This window comes from Acidovorax sp. KNOB132 (assembly GCF_057541515.1).
On record NZ_BAAJYT010000049.1, the window covers coordinates 1 to 22029 of the forward strand.

17 protein-coding genes and 1 pseudogene are annotated in these 22029 nt (G+C 68.8%); 9 read left to right on the forward strand and 9 right to left on the reverse strand.

The window, feature by feature from the left end:
• From AC27IO_RS09575 to AC27IO_RS09595, 5 genes are all read right to left on the reverse strand, one after another.
• Positions 1-504 (reverse strand): acyl-CoA dehydrogenase family protein (locus AC27IO_RS09575; protein ID WP_498738662.1); only part of this gene is annotated, 504 nt, incomplete at its 3' end.
• Between the two features lie 3 nt (positions 505-507).
• Entirely contained in the window at positions 508-1725 is a 1218-nt protein-coding gene (locus tag AC27IO_RS09580; RefSeq protein WP_498738664.1) for an acyl-CoA dehydrogenase family protein, read from the reverse strand.
• A gap of 132 nt (positions 1726-1857) precedes the next feature.
• A complete protein-coding gene (locus AC27IO_RS09585) occupies positions 1858-2853 on the reverse strand; it encodes a Bug family tripartite tricarboxylate transporter substrate binding protein (protein WP_498738666.1) in 996 nt (331 codons plus the stop codon).
• 150 nt (positions 2854-3003) lie between these two features.
• The gene (locus AC27IO_RS09590) at positions 3004-3633 is read right to left on the reverse strand and encodes a TetR/AcrR family transcriptional regulator (RefSeq protein WP_498738668.1); all 630 of its coding nucleotides are present in this window, start codon (positions 3631-3633) and stop codon (positions 3004-3006) included.
• A gap of 165 nt (positions 3634-3798) precedes the next feature.
• On the reverse strand, positions 3799-4572 hold the full coding sequence (locus tag AC27IO_RS09595) for an enoyl-CoA hydratase/isomerase family protein (RefSeq protein WP_498738670.1): 774 nt from the start codon (positions 4570-4572) through the stop codon (positions 3799-3801).
• Between the two features lie 431 nt (positions 4573-5003).
• On the opposite strand from AC27IO_RS09595, the pseudogene AC27IO_RS09600 reads away from it, so the two are divergent.
• The 4 genes and pseudogenes from AC27IO_RS09600 (at position 5004) to AC27IO_RS09615 (ending at position 14769) form a co-directional block, all read left to right on the forward strand.
• Positions 5004-6867 (forward strand): annotated as a pseudogene (locus tag AC27IO_RS09600) (phosphoenolpyruvate carboxykinase (GTP)).
• 342 nt (positions 6868-7209) lie between these two features.
• On the forward strand, positions 7210-8439 hold the full coding sequence (locus tag AC27IO_RS09605; protein WP_498738672.1) for an efflux RND transporter periplasmic adaptor subunit: 1230 nt from the start codon (positions 7210-7212) through the stop codon (positions 8437-8439).
• A 52-nt stretch (positions 8440-8491) separates the two neighbouring features.
• The gene (locus AC27IO_RS09610) at positions 8492-11653 is read left to right on the forward strand and encodes an efflux RND transporter permease subunit (RefSeq protein WP_498738674.1); all 3162 of its coding nucleotides are present in this window, start codon (positions 8492-8494) and stop codon (positions 11651-11653) included.
• On the forward strand, positions 11650-14769 hold the full coding sequence (locus AC27IO_RS09615) for an efflux RND transporter permease subunit (protein WP_498738676.1): 3120 nt from the start codon (positions 11650-11652) through the stop codon (positions 14767-14769). Before AC27IO_RS09610 ends, AC27IO_RS09615 begins: the two co-directional genes overlap by 4 nt.
• Positions 14770-14837: 68 nt before the next feature.
• On the opposite strand, the gene AC27IO_RS09620 is transcribed toward AC27IO_RS09615, so the two are convergent.
• Positions 14838-15278 (reverse strand): hypothetical protein, encoded by a 441-nt coding sequence (locus tag AC27IO_RS09620; RefSeq protein ID WP_272566134.1) that lies wholly within the window; start codon positions 15276-15278, stop codon positions 14838-14840.
• 126 nt (positions 15279-15404) lie between these two features.
• Between AC27IO_RS09620 and AC27IO_RS09625 the strand changes: the two genes are divergently transcribed.
• The 3 genes from AC27IO_RS09625 (at position 15405) to AC27IO_RS09635 (ending at position 17800) form a co-directional block, all read left to right on the forward strand.
• Positions 15405-16373: a LysR family transcriptional regulator gene (locus AC27IO_RS09625; RefSeq protein ID WP_284430404.1), complete on the forward strand. Its 969-nt coding sequence runs from the start codon at positions 15405-15407 to the stop codon at positions 16371-16373.
• A 33-nt stretch (positions 16374-16406) separates the two neighbouring features.
• Complete coding sequence (locus AC27IO_RS09630) at positions 16407-17252, forward strand: metallophosphoesterase (protein WP_487089263.1); 846 nt, start codon at positions 16407-16409, stop codon at positions 17250-17252.
• 125 nt (positions 17253-17377) lie between these two features.
• Positions 17378-17800, forward strand: a complete 423-nt coding sequence (locus AC27IO_RS09635) for a universal stress protein (RefSeq protein ID WP_272566139.1) — start codon at positions 17378-17380, stop codon at positions 17798-17800.
• Here AC27IO_RS09635 and AC27IO_RS09640 read toward each other — a convergent pair.
• Complete coding sequence (locus AC27IO_RS09640; RefSeq protein WP_284410311.1) at positions 17748-18416, reverse strand: TetR/AcrR family transcriptional regulator; 669 nt, start codon at positions 18414-18416, stop codon at positions 17748-17750. The two genes, AC27IO_RS09635 and AC27IO_RS09640, sit on opposite strands and share 53 nt — an antisense overlap.
• Before the next feature lie 53 nt (positions 18417-18469).
• The gene (locus tag AC27IO_RS09645; RefSeq protein ID WP_272566141.1) at positions 18470-19381 is read right to left on the reverse strand and encodes a LysR family transcriptional regulator ArgP; all 912 of its coding nucleotides are present in this window, start codon (positions 19379-19381) and stop codon (positions 18470-18472) included.
• An 88-nt stretch (positions 19382-19469) separates the two neighbouring features.
• Between AC27IO_RS09645 and AC27IO_RS09650 the strand changes: the two genes are divergently transcribed.
• A complete protein-coding gene (locus tag AC27IO_RS09650; RefSeq protein ID WP_498738680.1) occupies positions 19470-20813 on the forward strand; it encodes a D-amino acid dehydrogenase in 1344 nt (447 codons plus the stop codon).
• 31 nt (positions 20814-20844) lie between these two features.
• Entirely contained in the window at positions 20845-21405 is a 561-nt protein-coding gene (locus AC27IO_RS09655) for an NAD(P)H-dependent oxidoreductase (protein ID WP_498738682.1), read from the forward strand.
• Positions 21406-21431: 26 nt separating this feature from the next.
• Here the strand turns inward: AC27IO_RS09655 and AC27IO_RS09660 are convergent.
• Positions 21432-22029 (reverse strand): M14 family zinc carboxypeptidase (locus AC27IO_RS09660; protein WP_498738684.1); only part of this gene is annotated, 598 nt, incomplete at its 5' end.

Below are 22029 nucleotides of genomic sequence, written 5' to 3' on the forward strand. Positions count from 1 at the left end.
CGGTGCCAGCACCAGCAGCGGCTGGCCATCGTCCTGTATGGCGACGAACACGAAGTGCGTGGCGGGCTCGGTCAGGTCGGCGCCATGCAGGCGGCCGTTGAGCGTGAGGCGATCGCCATCGCGCACGGCAGCCAGGGGCACCGGGCCCATGTCCAGCACGGGGCAGACCGAGGCCTCGCCCGCGGCCATGGCCCGCAGCACGTTGCTGGCGCCCGGCAGGCCGGCCAGCAGCAGGGGCACCACGGCGCAGCGCGCGGCCAGGGGCTGCGCCAGGGCATGCCGGCCCGCGGCTTCGGCGATGGCGGCCACATCGCCCAGCGAGGCGCCGGCACCGTCGTGCGTCTCGTCGATCAGCACCCCCTGCCAGCCCAGCTGCAGGAACTGGTTCCATGTCTCGCTGGGCTCCTGGGATTCGAAGGTCTCTGCCACGGGCGCCGCAGCAGCCACGCGGGAGGTGGTGTCATAGAGGTCGCCGGGGAACATCGGCGTGGCGTGGAATGTCATGGGTCAGGCTCCGAAAAGGTCGCGGGCGATCACGTTCTTCTGCACTTCGCTGGTGCCCCCGGCGATGGTGCGCGAGCGGTAGAACAGGTAGGTGTGGATGAGTTGGCGCAGGGGGTCGTCTGAATCGCCCGCCACTTCCTGCCCTGTGGCCGCGACCGTGTCGACCAGGCGCGCGGCGTACTCGGGGCCGGCGATGTCCAGCGCGATGCCGATGAGCTGCTGGGACAGGTCCGAGCAGTAGAGCTTGAGCGCCGACGATTTCGAGGCTGCCAGCGTGCCTTGCATCTCCTCCTGGATGGCGCTCAGCAGCATCTCGCGCGCGCCCGCCACGCCGGCCTGGGCCAGGTACAGGCGTTCGAGCAGCACATGCTGGCTCGCGCTGGGCGCCGATCCGCCAGCGCCGCGTGCGCGCAGCAGATCCCCAACCTGCTCAGCCAGCCGGGCCAGGCGAGGCACCGTCGCGGGCGAGAGCCGCTCACGGTCGAGCAGGAACTTGGCGCATTTCCAGCCCTCGCCTTCCACGCCCAGGAGGTTGGCGACAGGCACGCGCGCGTCGTGGAGGAACACCTCGTTGACGTGGTGCCAGTGGTCGATCGTGGGGATGGGCCGCACCTCGATGCCCGGCGTGTCCATGGGCACGAGCAGCAGCGAAATGCCGGCCTGCTTGCGCCCTTCGTTCGACGTGCGCACCAGCGTGTACATCATGTCGGCCTCCTGCGCGTGCGAGGTCCAGATCTTCTGGCCGTTGATCACGTAGTGGTCGCCGTCGCGCACCGCCGCCGTCTTGAGCGACGCCAGGTCGGAGCCCGCGCCGGGCTCGGAGTAGCCCTGGCACCACCACTCGCTGCCGTCCAGGATGCGCGGCAGAAAGCGCGCCTTCTGCTCGGGCGTTCCGAAGTGCATGATCACCGGGCCGATGTGGCCCAGGCCGTGGTGGTACTGGGGCGGGCAGTCGGCCTGCGCGGTGACCTCCTCGAACAGGTAGCGCTGCTGCAGGTCCCAGCCCGTGCCGCCGTATTCCACCGGCCAGTTGGGCGCACCCCAGCCGCGCGCGAAGAGCTTTTCCTGCCAGATGCGGTACTCGTTGCGCGTGACCTTCTGGTTGTTGCGAACGACCTCCTTCAGGGCCGACGGACATTCGGACTCGGCGAACTGGCGCAGTTCCTCGCGGAAGGCATCGTAGGGGTCGAGGGTGTGCGATGAAGGGAGGGAGATCGTCATGGTGCTTGGAAGTGCTGGGGCGCTAGCCCCGGTTCATTGCAGAAAAGAAGGAAGCCACAGCCCTGGACCATGCGGTAGAAGGCCGCGGCGTGGCGGCTGCGCGCGCAGGCGGGGTAGAGGCCACGGCACGCATCAATCCAGTTGAATGTTGCGTTCACGGAAAACGGGGGCCCAGCGCTCGCTCTCCGCGCGCAGGTAGGCCGCGAAGGCCTCCAGGTCTAGGTTGCGGGGCTCGACACCGGCACGCTCCACGGCCTCGCGCACGGCGGGCTGCTCCAGAACCTGGCGCAATTCGGCATGCAGCCATCGCTGCAATGCCGGCGCAGTGGATGCCGGCAGGAAAAAGCCGAACCAGCCCCCTGCAGTGAAATGGGCCAGCTCCGGCACGCCGGACTGGGCAATGGGCAACAACTCGGGCGCCCGGGCCAGCGGGGCGGTGCTCGCAACACCCAGCGCCCGCAGCCGTCCGCTGCGCACATGGGACAACGACGCCACCGAATCGAACATGGCATGCACTTGCCCGCCCAGCAGATCGTTCAGCGCGGGCCCATTGCCGCGGTAAGGCACATGCACGATGTCCATGCCCGTGAGGGACGCCAGCAGTTCTGCGGCGATGTGCGGACTGGATCCGTTGCCGGACGAAGCGAACACCAGCTTGCCCGGGTGTGCCTTGCCGTACACCACCAACTCGGCCACCGACGTCACGGGCAGGCGCGTGCTCACGTACAGGACGCTGGGCGTATCGCCCACCATGGCGAGGGGAGCCAGGGCGCGTGGATCGTAAGGCAGCTGTTTCATCAACAGCGGATTGGCGATGTAGCCGAATGCCGTGAGCAGCAGCGCATGGCCATCGCCCGGCGCGCGCGCCACCACCGCCGTGCCGATGGTGCCGCCCCCGCCGTTGCGGTTGTCGACCACCACTGGCCGGGACCACCGCGCCGAGAGGGCCGACGCGATCGGGCGTGCCAGGTTGTCCGTCAGGCCTCCAGCGGCGTAAGGCACGACGATCTGGACGGGCCTGGCCCCCACCAGTCCCTCAGCGCCCACCACGCCTTGCGCCCGCGCCTGGGCACAGGCCAGGCCTGCACTCCAGGGCAACAAGAGGAAATGGCGTCGGTCAGTGCGCATGGGTAGACTCCTGCGAAAAGTCTACTAAACGGCCGGCAAGTAAATGAACAGGGAAAACCCGCGCCACGCGCCAGGAAGGCCAGAAACGAACAAGCCGCCCCGGCGCAGGCCGGGGCGGCTTGGGGGGTGCCCGGGAGAAGGTGGCGCGCTTTACTGCAGCAGGCCGCCGAACGCCATGTCGAGGTACTGCTCGATCACCTGCCGGGTGGTGAGGCGACCTCCGGGCGAATGCCACCGCGCGATGTGGTTCAGCATGGACAGCAGCATGCGCCCGGCCATGGCCGGGTCCACCGCACGGAACTGCCCTGCCGCGATGGCCTGCGCGATGCTGTCGCGCAGCAGGTGTTCGTACTCGTCGCGCAGATAGACGGCCATGGCACGCGGGTCAACCGCGCTACCGGACCAGAAGGCGTTGGAGCCAGCGATCCAGGAATGGCGGCTGCGGTCGAGGAAGTCGGCCGACGACTGCATGAACAAGCGCACCTTGTCGACCGGCGTGGCGCCCTCGGCCATCGCCTCGCGCACGGAGTCCACCAGCGCCTGCATGGATTCCAGCACGATGCGCTCGTAGAGCGCTTCCTTGTTGGGAAAGTGGTAGTACAGCGCCGCCTTGGTGATCTTGGCCTCTTCGGCGATGTCACGCAGCGAAGTGCCCTCGTACCCGCGCTGCGCAAACAGGCGGCATGCAATGTCGATGAGCTGTTCCTGCCGGGTGTCGGAGCGGGTCGTGGGCGCCGAGTCGACGGGGTCGTTCGCCGAAGCGGCTGGACGGTTTGCCATAGGGGGAGGCCTCCTCTCTTTTGTAGTTCTGGCACCCGGCCGGGCGGCGGATCGGCGCCGCCCCGGTGCCACAAACCCCTCGCATCGCTGCGATGGGGATGGTGTCTTGCAGCCTCCATTTTGCAGCAGCGTCCTGGGCACAGGCCCGGCTGCTCTCTGTGTCCGTCAGCGGCCCACGTAAACCGGAGCGCGCTTTTCCAGGAAGGCGCGCTGGGCCTCCTTGGCATCCTCCGTCTTGGACAACGCGACGGTGTTGCCCTGCTCGTAGCGATAGGCATCGCGCGATGGCATCAACTGCGTCAGTCGCGCGGCCTCCTTGGCCAGCCGCAGTGCAATGGGGCTCTTGGATGCGATCTCGCGCGCCAGGTCCATCGCGTAGGGCATCAGTTCCTCTGCAGGCAGGCAGGCCTCCACCAGGCCCAGGCGATAGAGTTCGGCGCCACTGACCTTCATGCCGGTGAAGAACATGCGACGTGCGCGTGAACGGCCGAACACCTCCTGCAGGAAAGTCACGCCCCCTGCGAGCCCTACGTTGATCTCAGGCATCGACACATAGCAGTCTTCGGAAGCCACCCAGATGTCAGAGGCCATCACCAGACCGAAGCCCGCACCCATGGCGGGCCCGTTGATGGCCGCGATGACGGGCTTGGAGCATTCGACGACCGCGTAGAACGATTCGCGCACCAGCCGGTTGTGGCGGCCGTAAGCGCCCGCGGTCGCACCGAGGTTGGGGCGCTCGCGGATGTCGGCACCCGCAGAAAAAACTTTGCCTGCGCCGGTCAGCACCACGACCAAGACGTCCTCCCGATCCGACAATTCATCGAATACCTGCGTGATCTCGGCACGCAGCTCCGCGTTCTGGGCATTGACCGGTGGCCGGTTCAGCGTCACGACGGCGATGCGGTCCTGCACCGCGAGTTGCAAGGTCTGGAAGTCCATATATCTCCTTGTGTGGCATGGAATCTCGCCACGGCCAAAACACTGCAATCCATTTTTTACCTGCCGGGCGGTAATTGAACTTTCGGAGAAATCCGCAGGGCACGCAAGCAGGCGACTACGGAAAAACCGGCAGATTTGTCCCGGCAGCGACATGGCAGTCCAGATCATGCTCAACACCCACATAACCTCATGCCTTTTTTGCATGAAAGTAATGCCTGTCTGACAGACAGGCGCGGGTGGGATTCATAAAATCGTCATCCCAGCCGACCCGCGGACCCTGCAGCTCTCGCCGCACTCCCCGCCCGCCGACTGAGCATCCAGCCGTTTTTTCAAAGGCAGCGCTCAGAAGACCCATGCGCAGGCCCCCACGTCGCGCCGCTCGTCGGCAGCTTCCTTTGAAAAAACTGTTTTTCAACTTCAGGAAGCTCCCGATGAACGCACCCACCATTCAAGGCCTGGATCTCAAAGCCCCCGCCTACGTCAAAAACGCCCGCCTGCTCGCCTGGGTGGCCGACATGGCCGTCCTCTGCAAGCCCGACGCCATCTACTGGTGCGACGGCTCTCAGGAAGAGTACGACCGCCTCTGCCAGCAACTGGTCGATGCCGGCACGTTCCAGAAACTCAATCCCGCCAAGCGCCCTGGCAGCTACCTTGCCTGGTCTGACCCGAGCGACGTGGCCCGCGTGGAAGACCGCACCTACATCTGCTCCGCCCAGAAGGAAGATGCCGGCCCCACCAACAACTGGATGGCACCGGCCGAGATGCGCGCCACGCTGCAGCCGCTGTTCGACGGCTGCATGAAGGGCCGCACCATGTACGTGGTGCCGTTCAGCATGGGCCCGCTGGGCTCGCCCATCGCACACGTGGGCATCGAACTGTCCGACAGCCCCTACGTCGCCGTGAACATGAAGATCATGACCCGCATGGGCCGTGCCGTGTACGACGTGCTGGGCATGGAAGGCGACTTCGTGCCCTGCGTGCACACCGTGGGCGCCCCGCTGCAGGCCGGCCAGAAGGACGTGTCCTGGCCTTGCAACAAGACCAAGTACATCGTGCACTACCCCGAAACGCGCGAGATCTGGTCGTATGGCTCGGGCTACGGCGGCAACGCGCTGCTGGGCAAGAAGTGCTTCGCGCTGCGCATCGCTTCCACCATGGGCCGCGACCAGGGCTGGCTGGCTGAGCACATGCTGATCCTGGGTGTCTCGAACCCCGAAGGCAAGAAGTACCACGTGGCCGCCGCCTTCCCGAGCGCCTGCGGCAAGACCAACTTCTCCATGCTGGTTCCGCCCAAGGCGTTCGAAGGCTGGAAGGTCACCACCATCGGCGACGACATCGCCTGGATCAAGCCCCAGGCCGATGGCAGCCTGCGCGCCATCAACCCCGAAGCCGGCTATTTCGGCGTGGCCCCGGGCACGAACTACCACACCAACCCCAACTGCATGGCCAGCCTGGACAAGAACGTGATCTTCACGAATGTCGCGCTGACCGACGATGGCGACGTGTGGTGGGAAGGCATGGAAAAGGACACCGGCAAGCTGCCCGACCACCTGATCGACTGGCAAGGCAAGGACTGGACGCCCCAGATCGCCAAGGAAACCGGCGCCAAGGCCGCACACCCCAACGCGCGCTTCACCGTGGCTGCCACCAACAACCCCGCACTCGACGAAGCCTGGGACGACCCCAAGGGCGTGAAGATCGACGCGTTCATCTTCGGCGGCCGCCGCTCCACCACCGTGCCGCTGGTGACCGAAGCCCGCAACTGGACGGAAGGCGTCTACATGGCAGCCACCATGGGCTCCGAGACGACGGCCGCTGCCGCCGGCCAGCAGGGCGTGGTGCGCCGCGACCCGTTCGCCATGCTGCCCTTCATGGGCTACAACATGAGCGACTACTTCCAGCACTGGCTGAACATGGGCGAAAAAAATCGCGGCCGCCGGCGCACAACAACCGAAGATCTACACCACCAACTGGTTCCGCAAGGGCGACGATGGCAAGTTCGTCTGGCCCGGCTATGGCGACAACATGCGCGTGCTCAAGTGGATGATCGACCGCATCGAAGGCCAGGCCAGCGGTCAGGACACGCCGATCGGCACCGCCCCCCAGTACGGCGAGATCAACTGGACGGGCATCGAATTCACCCCGGTCCAGTTCGACACGGTCACCCGCATCGATGCCGCCGCCTGGGCCGACGAGCTGAAGCTGCACACGGCCCATTTCGATCAACTGGCCTACCACCTGCCTGCCGCATTGCTCGACACGAAGGCCGCGCTGGAAAAGCGTCTGGCTGGCTGATCCCTTCGCGCACGGGGTTTGGTGGCGCCACGCCACCGAATGGCCGTTCGATGTAAAGCGCCTGGTCCGCACAGCGGCCCGGGCGCTTTTTCGTGGTGGCACAGATCACCTTCCAATTAAAAGTCATTATCATTTAGACCGTTCTTTCGGCTAAATTCGCAGGCGGCCAACCCTGACCGGGCATCGCACCGCACACGTCCCCACCGCCCCGTCTTCGCATGGGACCGACAATGCCGCTGCAACTCCCGGTTCGCCGGGTTGCGCACCGGCTTCCTGCGCCCGCGGCGCTGGCACTCTTCTCCCCTCGACGGGCCCGACATGGTTGAAATGGTTTCTGAGCGGATGCCGGCGGCATCCACACGCCGTCTCTGGCTGCGGCTGCTGGGCTGCGTGGTGCTGGTGTTGCTGGCCTGGGTGGCGTGGTATCTCATATGGCGCCAACCTGCGCTGCAGGAAACGGGGCCCAGTCCCTGGAGCGGACCCATTCCGGTGCGCCTCGTGGGTGTGCAGCGGCAGGCCATGGACGAGCAGATCAAGGCCATCGGCACCGTGACTGCGCTGCAAAGCGTGACCGTGCGCAGCCGCGTGGACGGCCAGTTGGCGCGCGTGCTGTTCCAGGAGGGCCAGGAGGTGCGGCGTGGCCAGGTGCTGGCCGAGATCGACCCCGCACCCTTCCGCGTGAAGCTGGCACAGGCCGAGGGCCTGCAGCAGCAGATGCAGGCGCAACTGCAAAGCGCGGAGCGCGACGTGGCGCGCTACCGCACGCTGCTGCAGCAGGACTCCATCGCGCGGCAGCAGCTGGAAACCCAGGAAGCCCTGGTGGCCCAACTGCGCGGCAGCCTGGCGACTGCGCGCGCCCAGGTGCAGGAGGCCCAGTTGCAGTTGTCGTACACGCGGATCGAGGCCCCGGTGGCCGGCCGTCTGGGCATGCGGCGGGTCGATGCGGGCAATCTGGTCGCGACGGCCGATGCCCAGGGCCTGGTGTCCATCACGCAGACGCACCCCATCACAGTGCTGTTCGCCATTCCCGAAACCCAGCTGCCGGCCGTACGTGCCGGCGCACGCGATGCCCGGCCCCTGGTGGTGCAGGCTTGGGACCGCGCCGAAGCCGCCCTGCTGGGAACCGGGCGGCTGACCACCCTGGACAACCAGATCGACACGGCCACCGGCACCTTGCGGCTCAAGGCCCAGTTCGACAATGCCGACGACGCGCTTTTTCCCAACCAGTTCGTCAACGTGCGGCTGAAAGTGCGCACGCTGGAGAATGCCCTCGTTGTGCCGGCGGATGCGGTTCAGCACGGCAGCCAGGGGCCCTACGTGTACACCGTGCGGGACGGTAAAGCCGTGCTGCGCCGCGTGGCGCTGGGTGCCAGCGATGGCGAGCGCCTGGTCGTGACCCAGGGCCTGGCCGAAGGCGATTCCGTCGTGCTGGAAGGGCTGGATCGCCTGCGGGACGGCATCGACGTGGCGCAGGTGGTGGCTGGCGAGCCCCCTCAGACCGCGCATCAGCTGCAGCAGCGCGCAAAAGCGCAGGCCGCGGCAGCCTCCACCTCCGCCAGCACGGCGCGCTGATGGCGCTGCCCCGCAACGCCCGAACCACCGCCGCCCTGGTACCGCCGCCGCCATGAATCTTTCGCGCCCGTTCATCCTGCGCCCGGTGGCGACGCTGCTGCTCATGCTGGCGCTGCTCATCGCAGGGGCGATCGCCTGGCGCCTGCTGCCGGTAGCGGCGCTGCCGCAGGTGGACTACCCCGTCATCCAGGTGTTCACCTTCCACCCGGGCGCCAGCCCGGATGTCACGGCCCGTGCCATCACCGCGCCGCTGGAGCGCCGGCTCGGGCAGATCCCGGGCCTGCGGCAAATGTCGTCCACCAGCTCCAGCGGTGCCTCGGTCATCACGCTGCAGTTCATGCTGGACGCGGACCTGGCCGTGGGCGAGCAGAACGTGCAGTCCGCGCTCAACACTGCGGCCAGCCTGCTGCCCGCCGACCTGCCCGCACCGCCGATCTACCGCAAGGTGAACCCGGCCGACGCGCCCATCCTCACCCTGGCCATCACCTCGGCGAGCCTGCCGCTGCACGAGGTGCATGACCTCGTGGAAACGCGCATGGCGCAAAAGCTCGCGCAGCTGTCGGGCGTGGGTCTGGTAAGCCTGGCCGGCGGTCAGCGCCCGGCCCTGCGGGTGCGGGTCAACCCCACGGCGTTGGCGGCGCAGCAACTGGGCATGGAAGACGTGCGCCGGGCGATCGCGGGCGCCAATGCCAACCAACCCAAGGGCAGCTTCGACGGCCCGTACCGCACCACCTTACTGGACGCGAACGACCAGATCACCTCGCCGGACGCCTACCGCCGGCTCATCGTCGCCTGGCGCACCCCCACCGGCACAGTGGCGTCCAACCCGGCCGTCGCCGGCACGGGCACTGCGCCGCCGGGCGCTCCGATCCGCCTGGGCGACGTGGCCACCGTCGAATCCGGCCCGGAAGATCGCTTTCTGGCCGCATGGGCCGACCGGCAGCCGGCCGTGCTGCTCAACGTGCAACGGCAACCGGGTGCCAACGTGATCGACGTCGCCGACCGGGTGCGTGCCCTGCTGCCCCAGCTCACCGCCACCCTGCCCGCCGCCGTGGACGTGGCGCTGCTCACCGACCGCACGCAGAGCATCCGCGCCTCGGTGCGCGACGTGCAGCTCGAGCTGGTGTTCGCGGTGGGTCTGGTCGTGCTGGTGACCTTCCTGTTCCTGCGCAGCGCCACCGCCACCTTCATTCCGGGTGTCGTGGTGCCGCTGTCGCTGGTGGGCACCTTCGGCGTGATGTATCTGCTGGGCTTTTCGGTCAACAACCTGAGCCTGATGGCGCTCACCATCGCCACGGGCTTCGTGGTGGACGATGCCATCGTCATGCTGGAGAACATCGCGCGCCACCGAGAGCAGGGCCTGCCGCCGCTGCAGGCGGCGCTCAAGGGCGCGTCGGAGATCGGGTTCACCCTGGTCTCGCTCACCGTGTCGCTGGTGGCCGTGCTGATTCCGCTGCTGTTCATGCGCGACGTGGTCGGGCGGCTGTTCCACGAGTTCGCACTCACGCTGGCCGTGGCCATCGGAATCTCGCTGCTGGTGTCGCTCACGCTCACGCCGATGATGAGCGCCCGGCTGCTCAAGGCCCCCCTTCACGCGCCGCCCGGCGAAGGCAAGGGCACGGGCTTCATGGACCGCGTGCTCGAACGCTATGGCCGCGCGATCGATGCGGTGCTCGCGCACCAGGGCCTGACGATGCTGGCGATGCTGGCCACGTTGGTCCTCACCGTCCTGCTCTACCTGGCCGTGCCCAAGGGATTCTTTCCGGTGCAGGACAGCGGGGTGGTCCAGGTGGTGACCGAGGTGGCGCCCGACAGCTCGTTCACCGTGGTGTCGCAGCGCCAGCAGGCGCTGGCCGACGCACTGCTGCAGGAGCCGGACGTGGCGAGCCTTTCGTCCTTCGTGGGGGTGGACGGCAGCAATGCCTCGCTCTCCAGCGGGCGCATGCTCATCAACCTGCGCGCCCATGGAGAACGGCAGGCCAGTGCCCGCGCCATCCTGGACAGCCTGCGCGCCCGCGCGCGCCAGGTGGGCGGCATCACGGCCTGGTTCCAGCCGGTGCAGGAACTCTCCATCGAAGACCGTGTGAGCCGCACGCAGTACCTGTTCACCCTGACCACGCCGGACCCGGCATTGCTCGACACCTGGGTGCCACGCCTGGTGGAGCGGTTGCGCGCCCGCGCCGAACTGGCGGATGTGGCCAGCGACCTGCAGCAGCAGGGCCGGCAGGCGCATGTGGAAGTGGACCGCGACGCCGCTGCGCGCCTGGGCCTCACCGTGGCCGACATCGCCACCGCCTTGCAGAACGCCTACGCCCAGCGGCAGATCGCCACGCTGTTCACCCAGGCCAGCCAGTACCGCGTGGTGCTGGAGGTCGATCCGCGCCACGCACGCGGGCTGGATGCGTTGCAGACCACGTTCGTGTCCACGCCGTCCGGGCGCAGCGTGCCGCTGGCGGCCGTGGCGCGCATCACCCAGCAGCCCGCGCCGCTGCAGGTCCTGCAGCAAGGCCAGTTTCCGGCGGCCACGGTGTCGTTCAACCTGGGCGCGGGCCACTCGCTCGGGGCGGCCGTGGCGGCCATCGAACGGGAGCTTGCGGCCACCGGCCTGCCGCCCCAGATCGAGACGCGCTTTCAGGGCGCGGCCGAGGCGTTCCGAGCATCGCTGTCCAACACGCTGTGGCTGGTGTTGGCAGCGGTGGTCACCATGTACATCGTGCTCGGGGTGCTTTACGAAAGCACCATCCACCCCATCACCATCCTCTCCACGCTGCCCTCGGCCACCGTCGGCGCGCTGCTGGCCCTGCTCGTCAGCGGCCGCCCGCTGGACCTGATCGCGGTGATCGGCATCGTGCTGCTCATCGGCCTGGTGAAGAAGAACGGGATCATGATGGTGGACTTCGCCCTGGATGCGCAGCGCCGCCTCGGGCTGCCCGCGCACGAGGCCATCCGGCGTGCAGCGCTGCTGCGCCTGCGCCCCATCCTCATGACGACGCTGGCCGCCCTGGTGGGCGCGTTGCCCCTCATGCTCGCACAGGGCTCGGGCGCGGAGTTGCGCCAGCCGCTGGGCATCGTGATGGTGGGCGGGCTGGTGGTCAGCCAAGTGCTCACGCTCTTCACCACCCCCGTGGTGTATCTGTATTTCGACCGGCTGGGCCAGCGGCTTTCCCGCCGCCGTGCGGCCTGGCAGGACGGCACGGCGGGCAGCGGGCCATGAACCTGGCGCGCCTGTGCATCCGCCGCCCGGTGGCCACCTCGCTGCTGTCGCTGGCGCTGGTGCTGATGGGCCTGCTGGCCTGGCGGCTGCTGCCGGTGGCGGCGCTGCCGCAGGTGGACTACCCCGTCATCCGCGTGAGCGCCAGCCTGCCCGGCGGCAGCCCCGAAAGCATGGCCGCCACCGTGGCCGCCCCGCTGGAGCGCGCCCTCGGTGCGATTGCCGGCGTGGCGGCCATCTCGTCCAGCAGCAACCAGGGCACGACGGAGGTGAAGCTCGAATTTGTGCTGGGCCGCGACCTGGATGCGGCCGCGCGCGACGTGCAGGCGGCGATCAACGCAGTGCGCAGCCAGTTGCCGGCGGGCATGAAGGGCAACCCGACCTTCCGCAAGATCCAGTCGTCCCAGCGGCCCATCGTGGTGCTGGCGCTGTCGTCGCCGGACCTCGCGCCCTCGGCGCTGTACGACGCCGCCTCCACGATCCTGGCGCAGAAGATCGCGCAGGTGCCGGGTGTGTCCGATGTCTCGGTCGGGGGCGCCTCGCTGCCGGCGGTGCGGGTGCAGCTCGATCCGGGCGCCCTGGCGCACCAGGGGCTGTCGCTGGACGAGGTGCGGTCGGCCATCGTGCGGGCCGGCTCGGTGCAGCCCCTGGGCGCGGTGGAAGAAGGCGCCCGCCACTGGCCCCTGGCGCTGGATGGCGCGCCGGCCCGCGCGGCCGACTACACGTCGCTCGTGGTGCGCTGGGCCGAGAACGCGCCAGTGCGCCTGTCCGACGTGGCGCGGGTGACCGACTCCACCGAGAACCGCTACAGCAGCGGCTTTCACAACGAGCGCGATGCCGTCATCCTGCAGGTGCGGCGCCAGCCCGGCGCCAATACGGTGGCGACCGTGGACGCGATCCGCGCCCAGCTGCCCTACCTGCGCACGCTGGTGCCTGCGAGCGCGCGGCTGGACATCGTCGTCGAGCGTTCGCAGGGCATCCGGGCCACGCTGCGCGAGGCGCATCTCACGCTCGCGCTCTCGGTGGCGCTGGTGGTGGCCGTGGTGGCGGCCTTCCTCGGGCGGCTGCGCACGGCGCTCATTCCCACCGTGGCGATCCCGGTGTCGCTCATCGGCACGTTCACGGTGATGTACCTGGCGGGCTTTTCGCTCAACAACCTGTCGCTCATGGCCCTCATCGTGGCGGCCGGCCTGGTGGTGGACGACGCGATCGTAGTGCTGGAAAACGTGGAGCGCTACATCGAACGCGGCATGACGCCGTTGCGCGCCGCACTGCGCGGCGCGGGCGAGGTGGGTTTCACGCTGGTCGCGATGACCCTCGCCCTCGTGGTGGTCTTTGTCTCGATCCTGTTCATGGGCGGCGTGGTGCAGCGGCTGTTCCGCGAGTTCTCCATCACGCTGGCGGCGGCGGTGGTGATCTCGCTGGTGGTGTCCCTGACGCTTACGCCTGTGCTGTGCGCCTATGGGCTGCGCGGGCTGCGCAGCGCACGCCAGACACAGGCGCGGCATGCCTGGACCGCTCGCGTGGGGGCCGCCAGCGCCGCGATGCTGGCCGACCTGCGCCACGGCTACGACCGCAGCCTGGGCTGGGCGCTGCGCCACAGCTTCGTGGTGCTGCTCGCCTTCCTGGCCGTGGTGGGCGTGAACGTGTGGCTTTACCAGTCGCTGCCCAAGATCATGATGCCGCGTCAGGACACCGGCATCGTCCACGCTTTCATCCGCGGCGACGATGGCTTTTCGTTCCAGGTCATGCAGCCCAAGATCGAGGCCTACCGCCGCCTGCTGCTGGCCGACCCGGCCGTGGCCCACGTGGCCGGCACCAGCGGCGGCAGCGGCAGCATCGCCAACAGTTTTTTCATCGTCAGCCTCAAACCCCTGGCGGAGCGTGGCGGCGAGCCGACGCAAGCCGTGGTCAACCGGCTTCGCGAGAAGGCGCCAGCCGTGCCGGGCGGGGTGCTGAGCCCCAGCATCGAGCAGGACATCCAGATCGGCGGCGTGTCGTTCGGCGAGGCCGATACGGCCGTCATCCTGCGCTCGGGCGAAGTGCGCTCGCTGCGCACCTGGGCCCGGAAGGTGTCGCTGGCCATGGGCGAGGCACCGGAATTCACCGACGTGCAGGCCGTGAGCGACGGCGGCGCGCAGCAGGTGGTGATGGACATCGACCGCGAGGCCGCGCAGCGGCTGGGGGTGGACATGCAGGCCGTGGCGTCCGTACTGAACAACTCCTACGCCCAGCGCCAGGTGACCACGCTCTACGACCGGCTCAACCAGTACCGCGTGGTGATGGAGGTGGACCCGCGCTTCACCTCGCAGCCGCAATCGCTGGCGCAGATGCAGGTGCTCACCCCGAACGGATCGCGCGTGCCGCTCACGGCCTTTGCCACATGGCGCTACGGGCTGGCCGAGGACCAGGTGTGGCACGACGCGCTGTTCGCGTCGATGTACATCGGCTACAGCCTCGCCCCCGGCGTGACGCAGGAGCAGGGCCAGCGTGCACTCAACGCCGTGATGGCGCGCGTCATGCTGCCCGCCTCGGTGCACCTGGCACCGTCCGGGGAAGACGCGGCACGGTCCAGCGCGGTGCGCTCGCAGCCCTGGCTCATCCTGGGCGTGGTGCTGGCCGTGTACCTGGTGCTGGGGGTGCTGTACGAGAGCCTGGTGCACCCGCTCACGATCCTCTCCACCGTCCCGCCGGCGGGCGTTGGCGCGCTGCTGGCGTTGTGGCTGACCAACACCCCGTTCAGCCTCATGGCGCTGCTGGGGCTGTTTCTGCTCATCGGCGTGGTCATGAAGAACGCCATCCTGATGATCGACTTCGCGCTCGACGCCCAGCGCCGCGAGGGGTTGCCGCCGCAGCAGGCGATCCGCCGTGCGGCGGCATTGCGGCTGCGCCCGATCCTGATGACCAATCTGGCAGGCCTGCTCGGCGCGCTGCCCCTGGTGCTCGGCACGGGCGAAGGCTCCGAGCTGCGCCGGCCGCTGGGCCTGGCCATCATGGGGGGGCTGGCGGTCAGCCAGTTGCTCACGCTGTACACCACCCCTGTCATCTATTACGGCCTGGAGCGCTGGCGCCAGCGGTGGCTGGCAGGGGGTGAGGATCCCGTACCCGGCGCGCCATGAAAAAGAAAAAGGGCGCCTAGTGAGGCGCCCTTGATGGGGAGACTTCGCGGCCGGTCCGGCCGCCGATCTCAGTAGTAGCGGCGGATGTTGTCCACCGCGATGCCGTTCATGGCACGGCTCAGGTCTGCCATGATGCGGGCGTCGTACAGTGCGGCGTTCCAGGTCTTTTCGTCTTCGGCTTCACGGCGGCGGGCTTCGGCCCAGGCCTTGTAGCCGGAGCGCAACACAGCGCTGGCGCGGCGGGCGGGACCGGCCAGCAGGGCCAGCGCGGCGAAGGCGATCACCCACATGACCATCCAGGCGGCCAGCATGTGGCCTTCGGCGCGGGTGTCGACCACTTGGTTGGCGACCACCAGCACGGCGGCCACGACGGCGGCCAGCAGGAGGGAGGATGCGCCCCGTGCGCCGTCCAGGCTGGCGGCAGCGCCCTTCAGGGAAGCGGCGAAGCGCTCTGCGCGCTGCACGCCGGGGTGTTCGGTGCGGTATTCGATGTGTACAAAATTTGCCATGATGAGGACCCTTTTCAGACGCTTTTGGCGAAATTGCCGGGCGAATGGGTGAATCTTAGGGTTTACCCCATGGCTGTTCCACTTTATATTTTGAATCTCAGTCATTCACTGAAGTGATGGTTCAACATGCTGCCTCTCAACTTCCGCTCGCTTGACCTGAACCTGCTGCGCGTGTTCGATGAGGTGATGACCGAGCGCAACCTCACCCGTGCGGCGCACAAGCTGTCGCTCACCCAGCCGGCCGTGAGCAACGCGCTGCGGCGCCTGCGCGAGGTGCTGGGCGACGACCTGGTGGTGCGCAGCGGGCAGGGCGTGCAGCCCACGCCCCGGGCGCTCACGCTGTGGCCGCCGGTGCGGCAGGCCTTGGCGCAATTGCAACAGTCGCTGGCGCCGGGGGATTTCGACCCTGCCACCGCCAGTTCTACGTTCGTGCTGGCCATGGCCGACGCCACGGGCGCCACGCTGATCCCGCCGCTGGTGGAGATCATCGAGCGCGAGGCGCCCGGAGTGTCCGTGCGCGTGGTGCCGCTCACCACGCGCGACCCGCGCAGCATGCTGGACGACGAATCCGCCGACATGGCCGTGGGCTACTTCCCCGCGGTGATGGCCGACCTGACCGCGCGCGCCCAGACCGACAGCGTGGTGGCCTTCGAAAGCGTGCGCCTGTACGATGGCGAATACGTGTGCGTGATGCGCCACGGCCACCCGCTCGCCCAGGTGCCGATGACGCTCGATCTGTACTGCAGCGCGCGCCACCTGCTGGTGAGCTTTTCCGGCAAACCCTACGGCTTCATCGACGAGGCGCTCACCGCGCTGGGCCGCGAGCGGCGCATCGTGCTCACGGTGAACCAGTTCTTCACCGCTGGGCGCGTGGTGACCACCACCGACCTGCTCACCGTGCTGCCGCGCCACTTCGTGGGCGTGGCCAGCATCGCCGGCGAACTGGTGTGGCGCCCGCTGCCCATGCCGCTGCCCACGGTGCATGTCGATGCGCTGTGGCACCGCCGCCGCCTGCACGATGCGGCCCACCGCTGGCTGCGGGGCGCGATGGCGCGCTCGGCCCTGCCCACGGCCCGGCGCCCTCCCGTGGCCTGACGGCGGCACCGTGCCAGCCTCCACAATCGGCGCATGAAGATTCAACTGCTGTCCGATCTGCACCTGGAAGCCCACCCCGCCTTCGCCCCCAGCCCCGCCCCGGGCGCCGACGTGCTCGTGCTGGCCGGCGACATCGGCTCCTACCAATCCGGCTCGCAGCTGGCCGACGACGACTTCGGGCTGGCGCGCTTTTCCCCGCTGCCGCAGTTCGCCGGCTGGCCGACCCCCGTGCTGTTCGTGCCCGGCAACCATGAATACGACATGCAGGATTTCGACGCCGCCCAGCAGCGCCTGCGCCAGGTGTGCGACCGCCTGGGCCTGATCTGGCTGGAACGCGAAAGCGTGGTGCTGGAGGGCGTGCGCTTCGTCGGCACCACCCTCTGGAGCGACTTCGACGCGCTGGCCGAGGACGAGGGCAGCACCGACCTCGCGCGCCGCCTGCGCCAGCGCGAGAAGGCCTTTCGCGCCGCCAACTTCTACCTGCGCAAGACTGGCGGCACCCGCAGCGGCGAGCCCTTCCTGGCCGAGCCGATGCGCGAGCAGTCCCTGGCCTGCCAGGCCTGGCTGCGCGACGCGCTCGCGCGCCCGTTCGACGGTCCCACCGTGGCCGTGACGCACTTCGCCCCGAGCCTGAAAAGCGCCGACCCGCGCTACGGGCTGATTCCCGGCACCGCGGGGTTCTGCAATGCGCTGGACGATCTGCTGCCCCATGCCCAGCTGTGGATGCACGGCCACCTGCATTCGCCGAGCGACTACACGGTGCAGGGCGCGCGGGCCGATGGCACGCCCTGGCGCTGCCGCGTGGTGGCCAACCCCCTGGGCTATGCCCGCAAGGGCGAGCAGGACACCTTCTCGCCGCATTTCACCGCCACCGTATGATCGTTCGCAGGTGCCGGCTTCCACGCCGGCGCTTTCGCCGCGCAGGGCATACAAAGATGACGCAGGTCAAGACAACAGGCGCACGCGCAGATTAGTCTGGTCCCTTCTCTTTCGGAGACGTCTTCATGAACATCCTCCTCGCCGTCGACGGCAGCCCGTACACCAAGAAAATGCTCGCCTACCTCGCCACCCACGAGGAACTACTGGCCGGCACGCACGATTACACCGTGGTGACCGTGCAGCCCGCCCTGCCGCCCCGCGCCCGCGCGGCCCTGGGCAAGGAAACCGTCGAAAAATACCACGCCGAAGAGGCCGAGAAAATCATCGGCCCGGTGGTCAAGTTCCTCGCCCGCCACGGGGTGGTCGCCCAGCGGATTGTGAAGACCGGCCCCATCGGCGAAACCCTCGGCAAGGTGGCGGACACCGGAAAGTTCGACCTGCTCGTGATGGGCTCGCACGGCCACGGCGCGCTCGGCAAGCTGGTGATGGGCTCGGTCAGTACCCAGGTGCTGGCGAACAGCCAGGTGCCGGTGCTGCTGGTGCGCTGACCCCTTGCGCGGCCAGGCCGCCGAAGCACGTTTCCACCGCCCAGTCGAGGATGCGCGCATCGGTGTACCGGCCGGTGGCGCGCAGCATGGCCGGCAGCGGGTCGGCCGAACGGGCCAGCAGCGCCCACAGCACCACGTCGGGCGGCCATTGGGCGTTCAGCTGGCCGGCCTCCTGGGCTTCCACGATCCAGGTGGTGATCCGCGCGCTGGCGGTCTGCAGCGACGCCTGGTAGCGCTCGCAGTCGCGCAGCGGCCCGGCCAGGCCGGAATTGCGGCTCAGCAGCAGGGGCATCTCGTCGGTCAGCTGCAGCGACAGCATCCAGCGCAGCAGCGCCTGCAGGCGCTCGATGGCGGACTGGCCGGGCGGCACGCTCTGCAAAAACCCTTGCAGCCGGTCCACGGCATGCACCATGGCGGCGGCGCACAAGTCGTCCTTGCCGGCGAAGTGCTTGTACAGGCTGGCCTTGGCCACGCCCACTTCGGCGGCCACGTCGTCCAGCGTCATGGCCTCGAAGCCCTTTTCGCCGAGCAGGCGGCCCGCAGCCGCCACGATGGCCTCTTCCCGTGCCTGGTGCATTTGCGCCTTGAAGGAGGGGCGGGACGGGGGCGTGTTCATGCGGCGCATCTTAGCGACCGGCCGCGGCCCCCGGTACCGGGACAGCCCCGGGCCTACACCGCCAGCATGCGGGCCGCGGTGCGGGTCAGCGCCTCGGACAGCGCATCCAGCACCTCCGATTCGAGGTTCCAGCAGTGCCAGTACAGCTGGATCGGCAGCGAATGGCCGGGCGCCAGGTCCACCAGGCTGCCGTCGGCCAGCGCCCCGCGCACCAGCAATTCGGGCACCACGCCCGCGCCCCAGCCGGCGGTGGCGGCGCGCACCTGGCCTTCGGAGCTGGGCACGAACAGGTGGTGCAGCGCCACGCGCTTGAGGCCGAAGGCGCGCATCACGAACTCGGCCTGCATGTCGTCCTTGCGGTTGAACGACAGGAACGGCACGTCGCGGAAGTTGTGCGGCGTGAGCCCGTGTGGCAGGTAGCGCGCCGCGAGCGCCGGCGAGGCCACGGCCACGTAATGCATGGCCCCGAGCGGCACGACCTTGCAGCCGCGCAGCGCCTGCTTGAGCGTGGTGACGCAGCCCAGCACCTGGCCCGAGCGCAGCCACTCCTGCGTGAAATCCTGATCATCCACGATGATCTCGACGGGCAGGCGCTGGCGCACCAGATCGTGCAGCGCCTCCAGCGCCCAGGTGGCGATGCTGTCGGCGTTGATGGCAATCGAGATGCGCTCGTCCTCGCGCGCGCCGCCGGGGGCGCTCGGGGCGAGTTCCTGAAGGTCGCGCTCCAGGTCGGCGCGCAGCAGGCGCAGCTGCTTGGTGTGCTTGAGCAGCAGCTGGCCGGCGGTGGTGGGCTTGAGCGGCCGGCTGCGCACGATGAGCACCGAGCCCACCTGCGCCTCCAGGGCGCGCAGCCGCTGGGAGACGGCCGACTGCGTGACGTTCAGGCGCTGGGCGGCGCGCTCGAAGCCGCCCTCCTCCACGATGGCGGCCAGGCATTCCAGTGCGGCGGGATCGAAGCTGCTCATGGGCGTGCGTGCATTAGAGGTTCTGATGAATTTGGATGAAGTTTAATTTTGCTTTTAATTCGCCGCAACGCGATCCACACTCCGGCCCATGAAAACCATCGTCCTGGGCGCCGGCATCATCGGCATCAGCACCGCCTGGCATCTGCTCGAGCGCGGCCATGAAGTCACCGTCGTGGACCGCCAGCCCGGCGCGGCGCTGGAGACCAGCTTCGCCAACGCGGGGCAGATCTCGGTGAGCTACTGCGAGCCCTGGGCCAACCGCGATGCGCCGCTCAAGGCGCTCAAGTGGATGTTCGACAAGGAAGCACCTCTGCTGTTTCGCCCGCAGCTCGACTGGGACCAGTGGCGCTGGGGCCTGAAATTCCTCGCGCAGTGCAACGATGCGGCGTTCGAGCGCAACGTGCAGCAGATCGTGGCCCTGGGCGCCTACAGCCACGCCGCCCTGAAGGACGTGGTGCGTGCCACCGGCATCGAATACCACCGGCTGGAGCGCGGCATCGCCCACTTCTACACCGACCAGAAATCGTTCGACGCCGCCGGCCACGCGGTCGAGGTGATGCGCCGGCACGGCGTGCAGCGCCGCCTGGTCAGCCGCGACGAGCTGCTGCAGATCGAGCCGGCCTTCCGCGCCTACGGCGATCACATCACCGGCGGCACCTACACCAGCACCGACGAAAGCGGCGACGCCCGCCTGTTCACGCAGGAGCTCGCGCGCCGCTGCGCCGAGCGCGGCGTGCAGTTCCTCTACGGCCACGACGTGGTGCGCCTGAACCAGGCCGGCGGCGCTATCGAATCAGTAGCTGTCCGCGCACGCAGCACCAGCGCTGGAGGCCAGAAAGACCAGAACCTCACCGCCGATGCGATCGTCGTCGCCTGCGGCACCTACAGCGCCCCGCTGCTGCGCACCGTGGGCGTGGACCTGCCGATCTACCCCGGCAAGGGCTACAGCGCGACCTTCCCGCTGCTCAAGCCCGAGGGCGCGCCGCTGGTCTCGACCATCGACGACGGCAAGAAGATCGCCATGAGCCGCCTGGGCAACGTGCTGCGCGTGGCCGGCACTATCGAGCTGGGCGGCTACGACCTGTCGCTGGACAGCCCCCTGGCGCGGGCGCGCTGCCACATGCTGTCGCGCCGCATCGAGGCCATCCTGCCCGGCGTGTGCGACACCCGCACGCCCGAGGAAGGCGGCAACCCGCAGTACTGGACCGGCCTGCGCCCGGCCACGCCCACCAACATTCCGTTCATCGGCCGCACGCGCGTGGGCAAGCTGTGGGTCAACGCGGGCCACGGCACGCTGGGCTGGACGCACGGCGCGGGCTCCGGCAAGGCGGTGGCCGAGCTGATCAGCGGCGAGCGGCCGGCCATGGCCTTCGGCTTCCTGGGCCAGGGCGTGGCCGCGGGTGCCGCCGCGTCCGCCCCGGTCGCGGCCTGACCGGGGGGCGGCGAATCCGGCCGGCGCTACCATGCCGGGCATGCCTTCCCACACCCTGTTCCTCACCACCTCCACCCGCGAGCCCGGCCATGTCGGCAACACCGAATGGCTGGCGCGGCAGGCTGCCGCGGCCCTGCCGGCGGACACCGTTCAGACCTGGCTGAACCTCGCGCGGATGGAGCTGCCGCCCTTCGTGGACCGGCGCCACACCACCGGCGAGTACCCCGCCCCCACCGGCGACATGAAGACGCTGCTGGAGGCCACGCTCGCCGCGACCGACATCGTGTTCGTCGCGCCCGTGTACTGGTACAGCATTCCCTCGCCGCTCAAGACCTACCTGGACCACTGGAGCGGCTGGATGCGCATTCCGGGCCAGCCGTTCAAGGAGCCCATGGCGGCCAAGACGCTGCGGCTCGTCACCACCAGCGGCGACCGCGCCAAGGCGCAGCCCATGATCGATTCGGTGCGGCTGTGCGCGCAGTTCCTGGCCATGCCCTGGGGCGGCGCCCTGTGGGGCAAGGGCGGCCCGCCCGGCGCGGTGCAGTCCGATGCGCAGGCCCTGGCATCGGCCGCTACATTTTTAATAGCATAATGCCCTAGTCGAATCTGCGCTGGAGGCTATTTTTGCGGTGATGCCTGGCCGTCCACGACGGCCAGGTGCTCGTCCATCCAGCGCAGCAGGTCGCGCCACATCACGCGCACCTCGTCGTCCTGCGGCATGCGCAGCTCGTGCTGCAGCTCGATGGTGACCACGGGCAGCCCCAGGTGCACGCTGCCGTAGTGCCCGAGCGAGCCCGGGAAGATGCCCAGCTGGTCCAGCCGCAGGCGCCCCAGCCGGCTGGGCGGCGGCTGCGGGCCGTCGAAGTCGAGCACGCCGTAGGGCGCATGGATGCTGACCACCAGATCGGGCTCGAACTGCGCCATCTGCGTGTGCAGGAACTGCGATTCGGGCTCGGACAGCGCCGCGGGGCCGGGCCAGCGGCGGGGGTCGCGGCGGGTGCGCTTTTCCCAGTAGATGGGTGCGTCGCGCTCCCAGTTGGGGGTGGGGAAGTTGCGGTTCAGGTCCACGCCGCGCGCATTCACCCGGGTGGCGGGCTTGGCGAGCATGCCGTCCGGATTCAGCGCGGGAATGAACCGCCAGTGCACCGGCCGCCGCGTGGGCAGCAGGCGCGTTTCGGCGAACCCGATCCAGCGCAGCGCCAGCGACGCCGCCGTG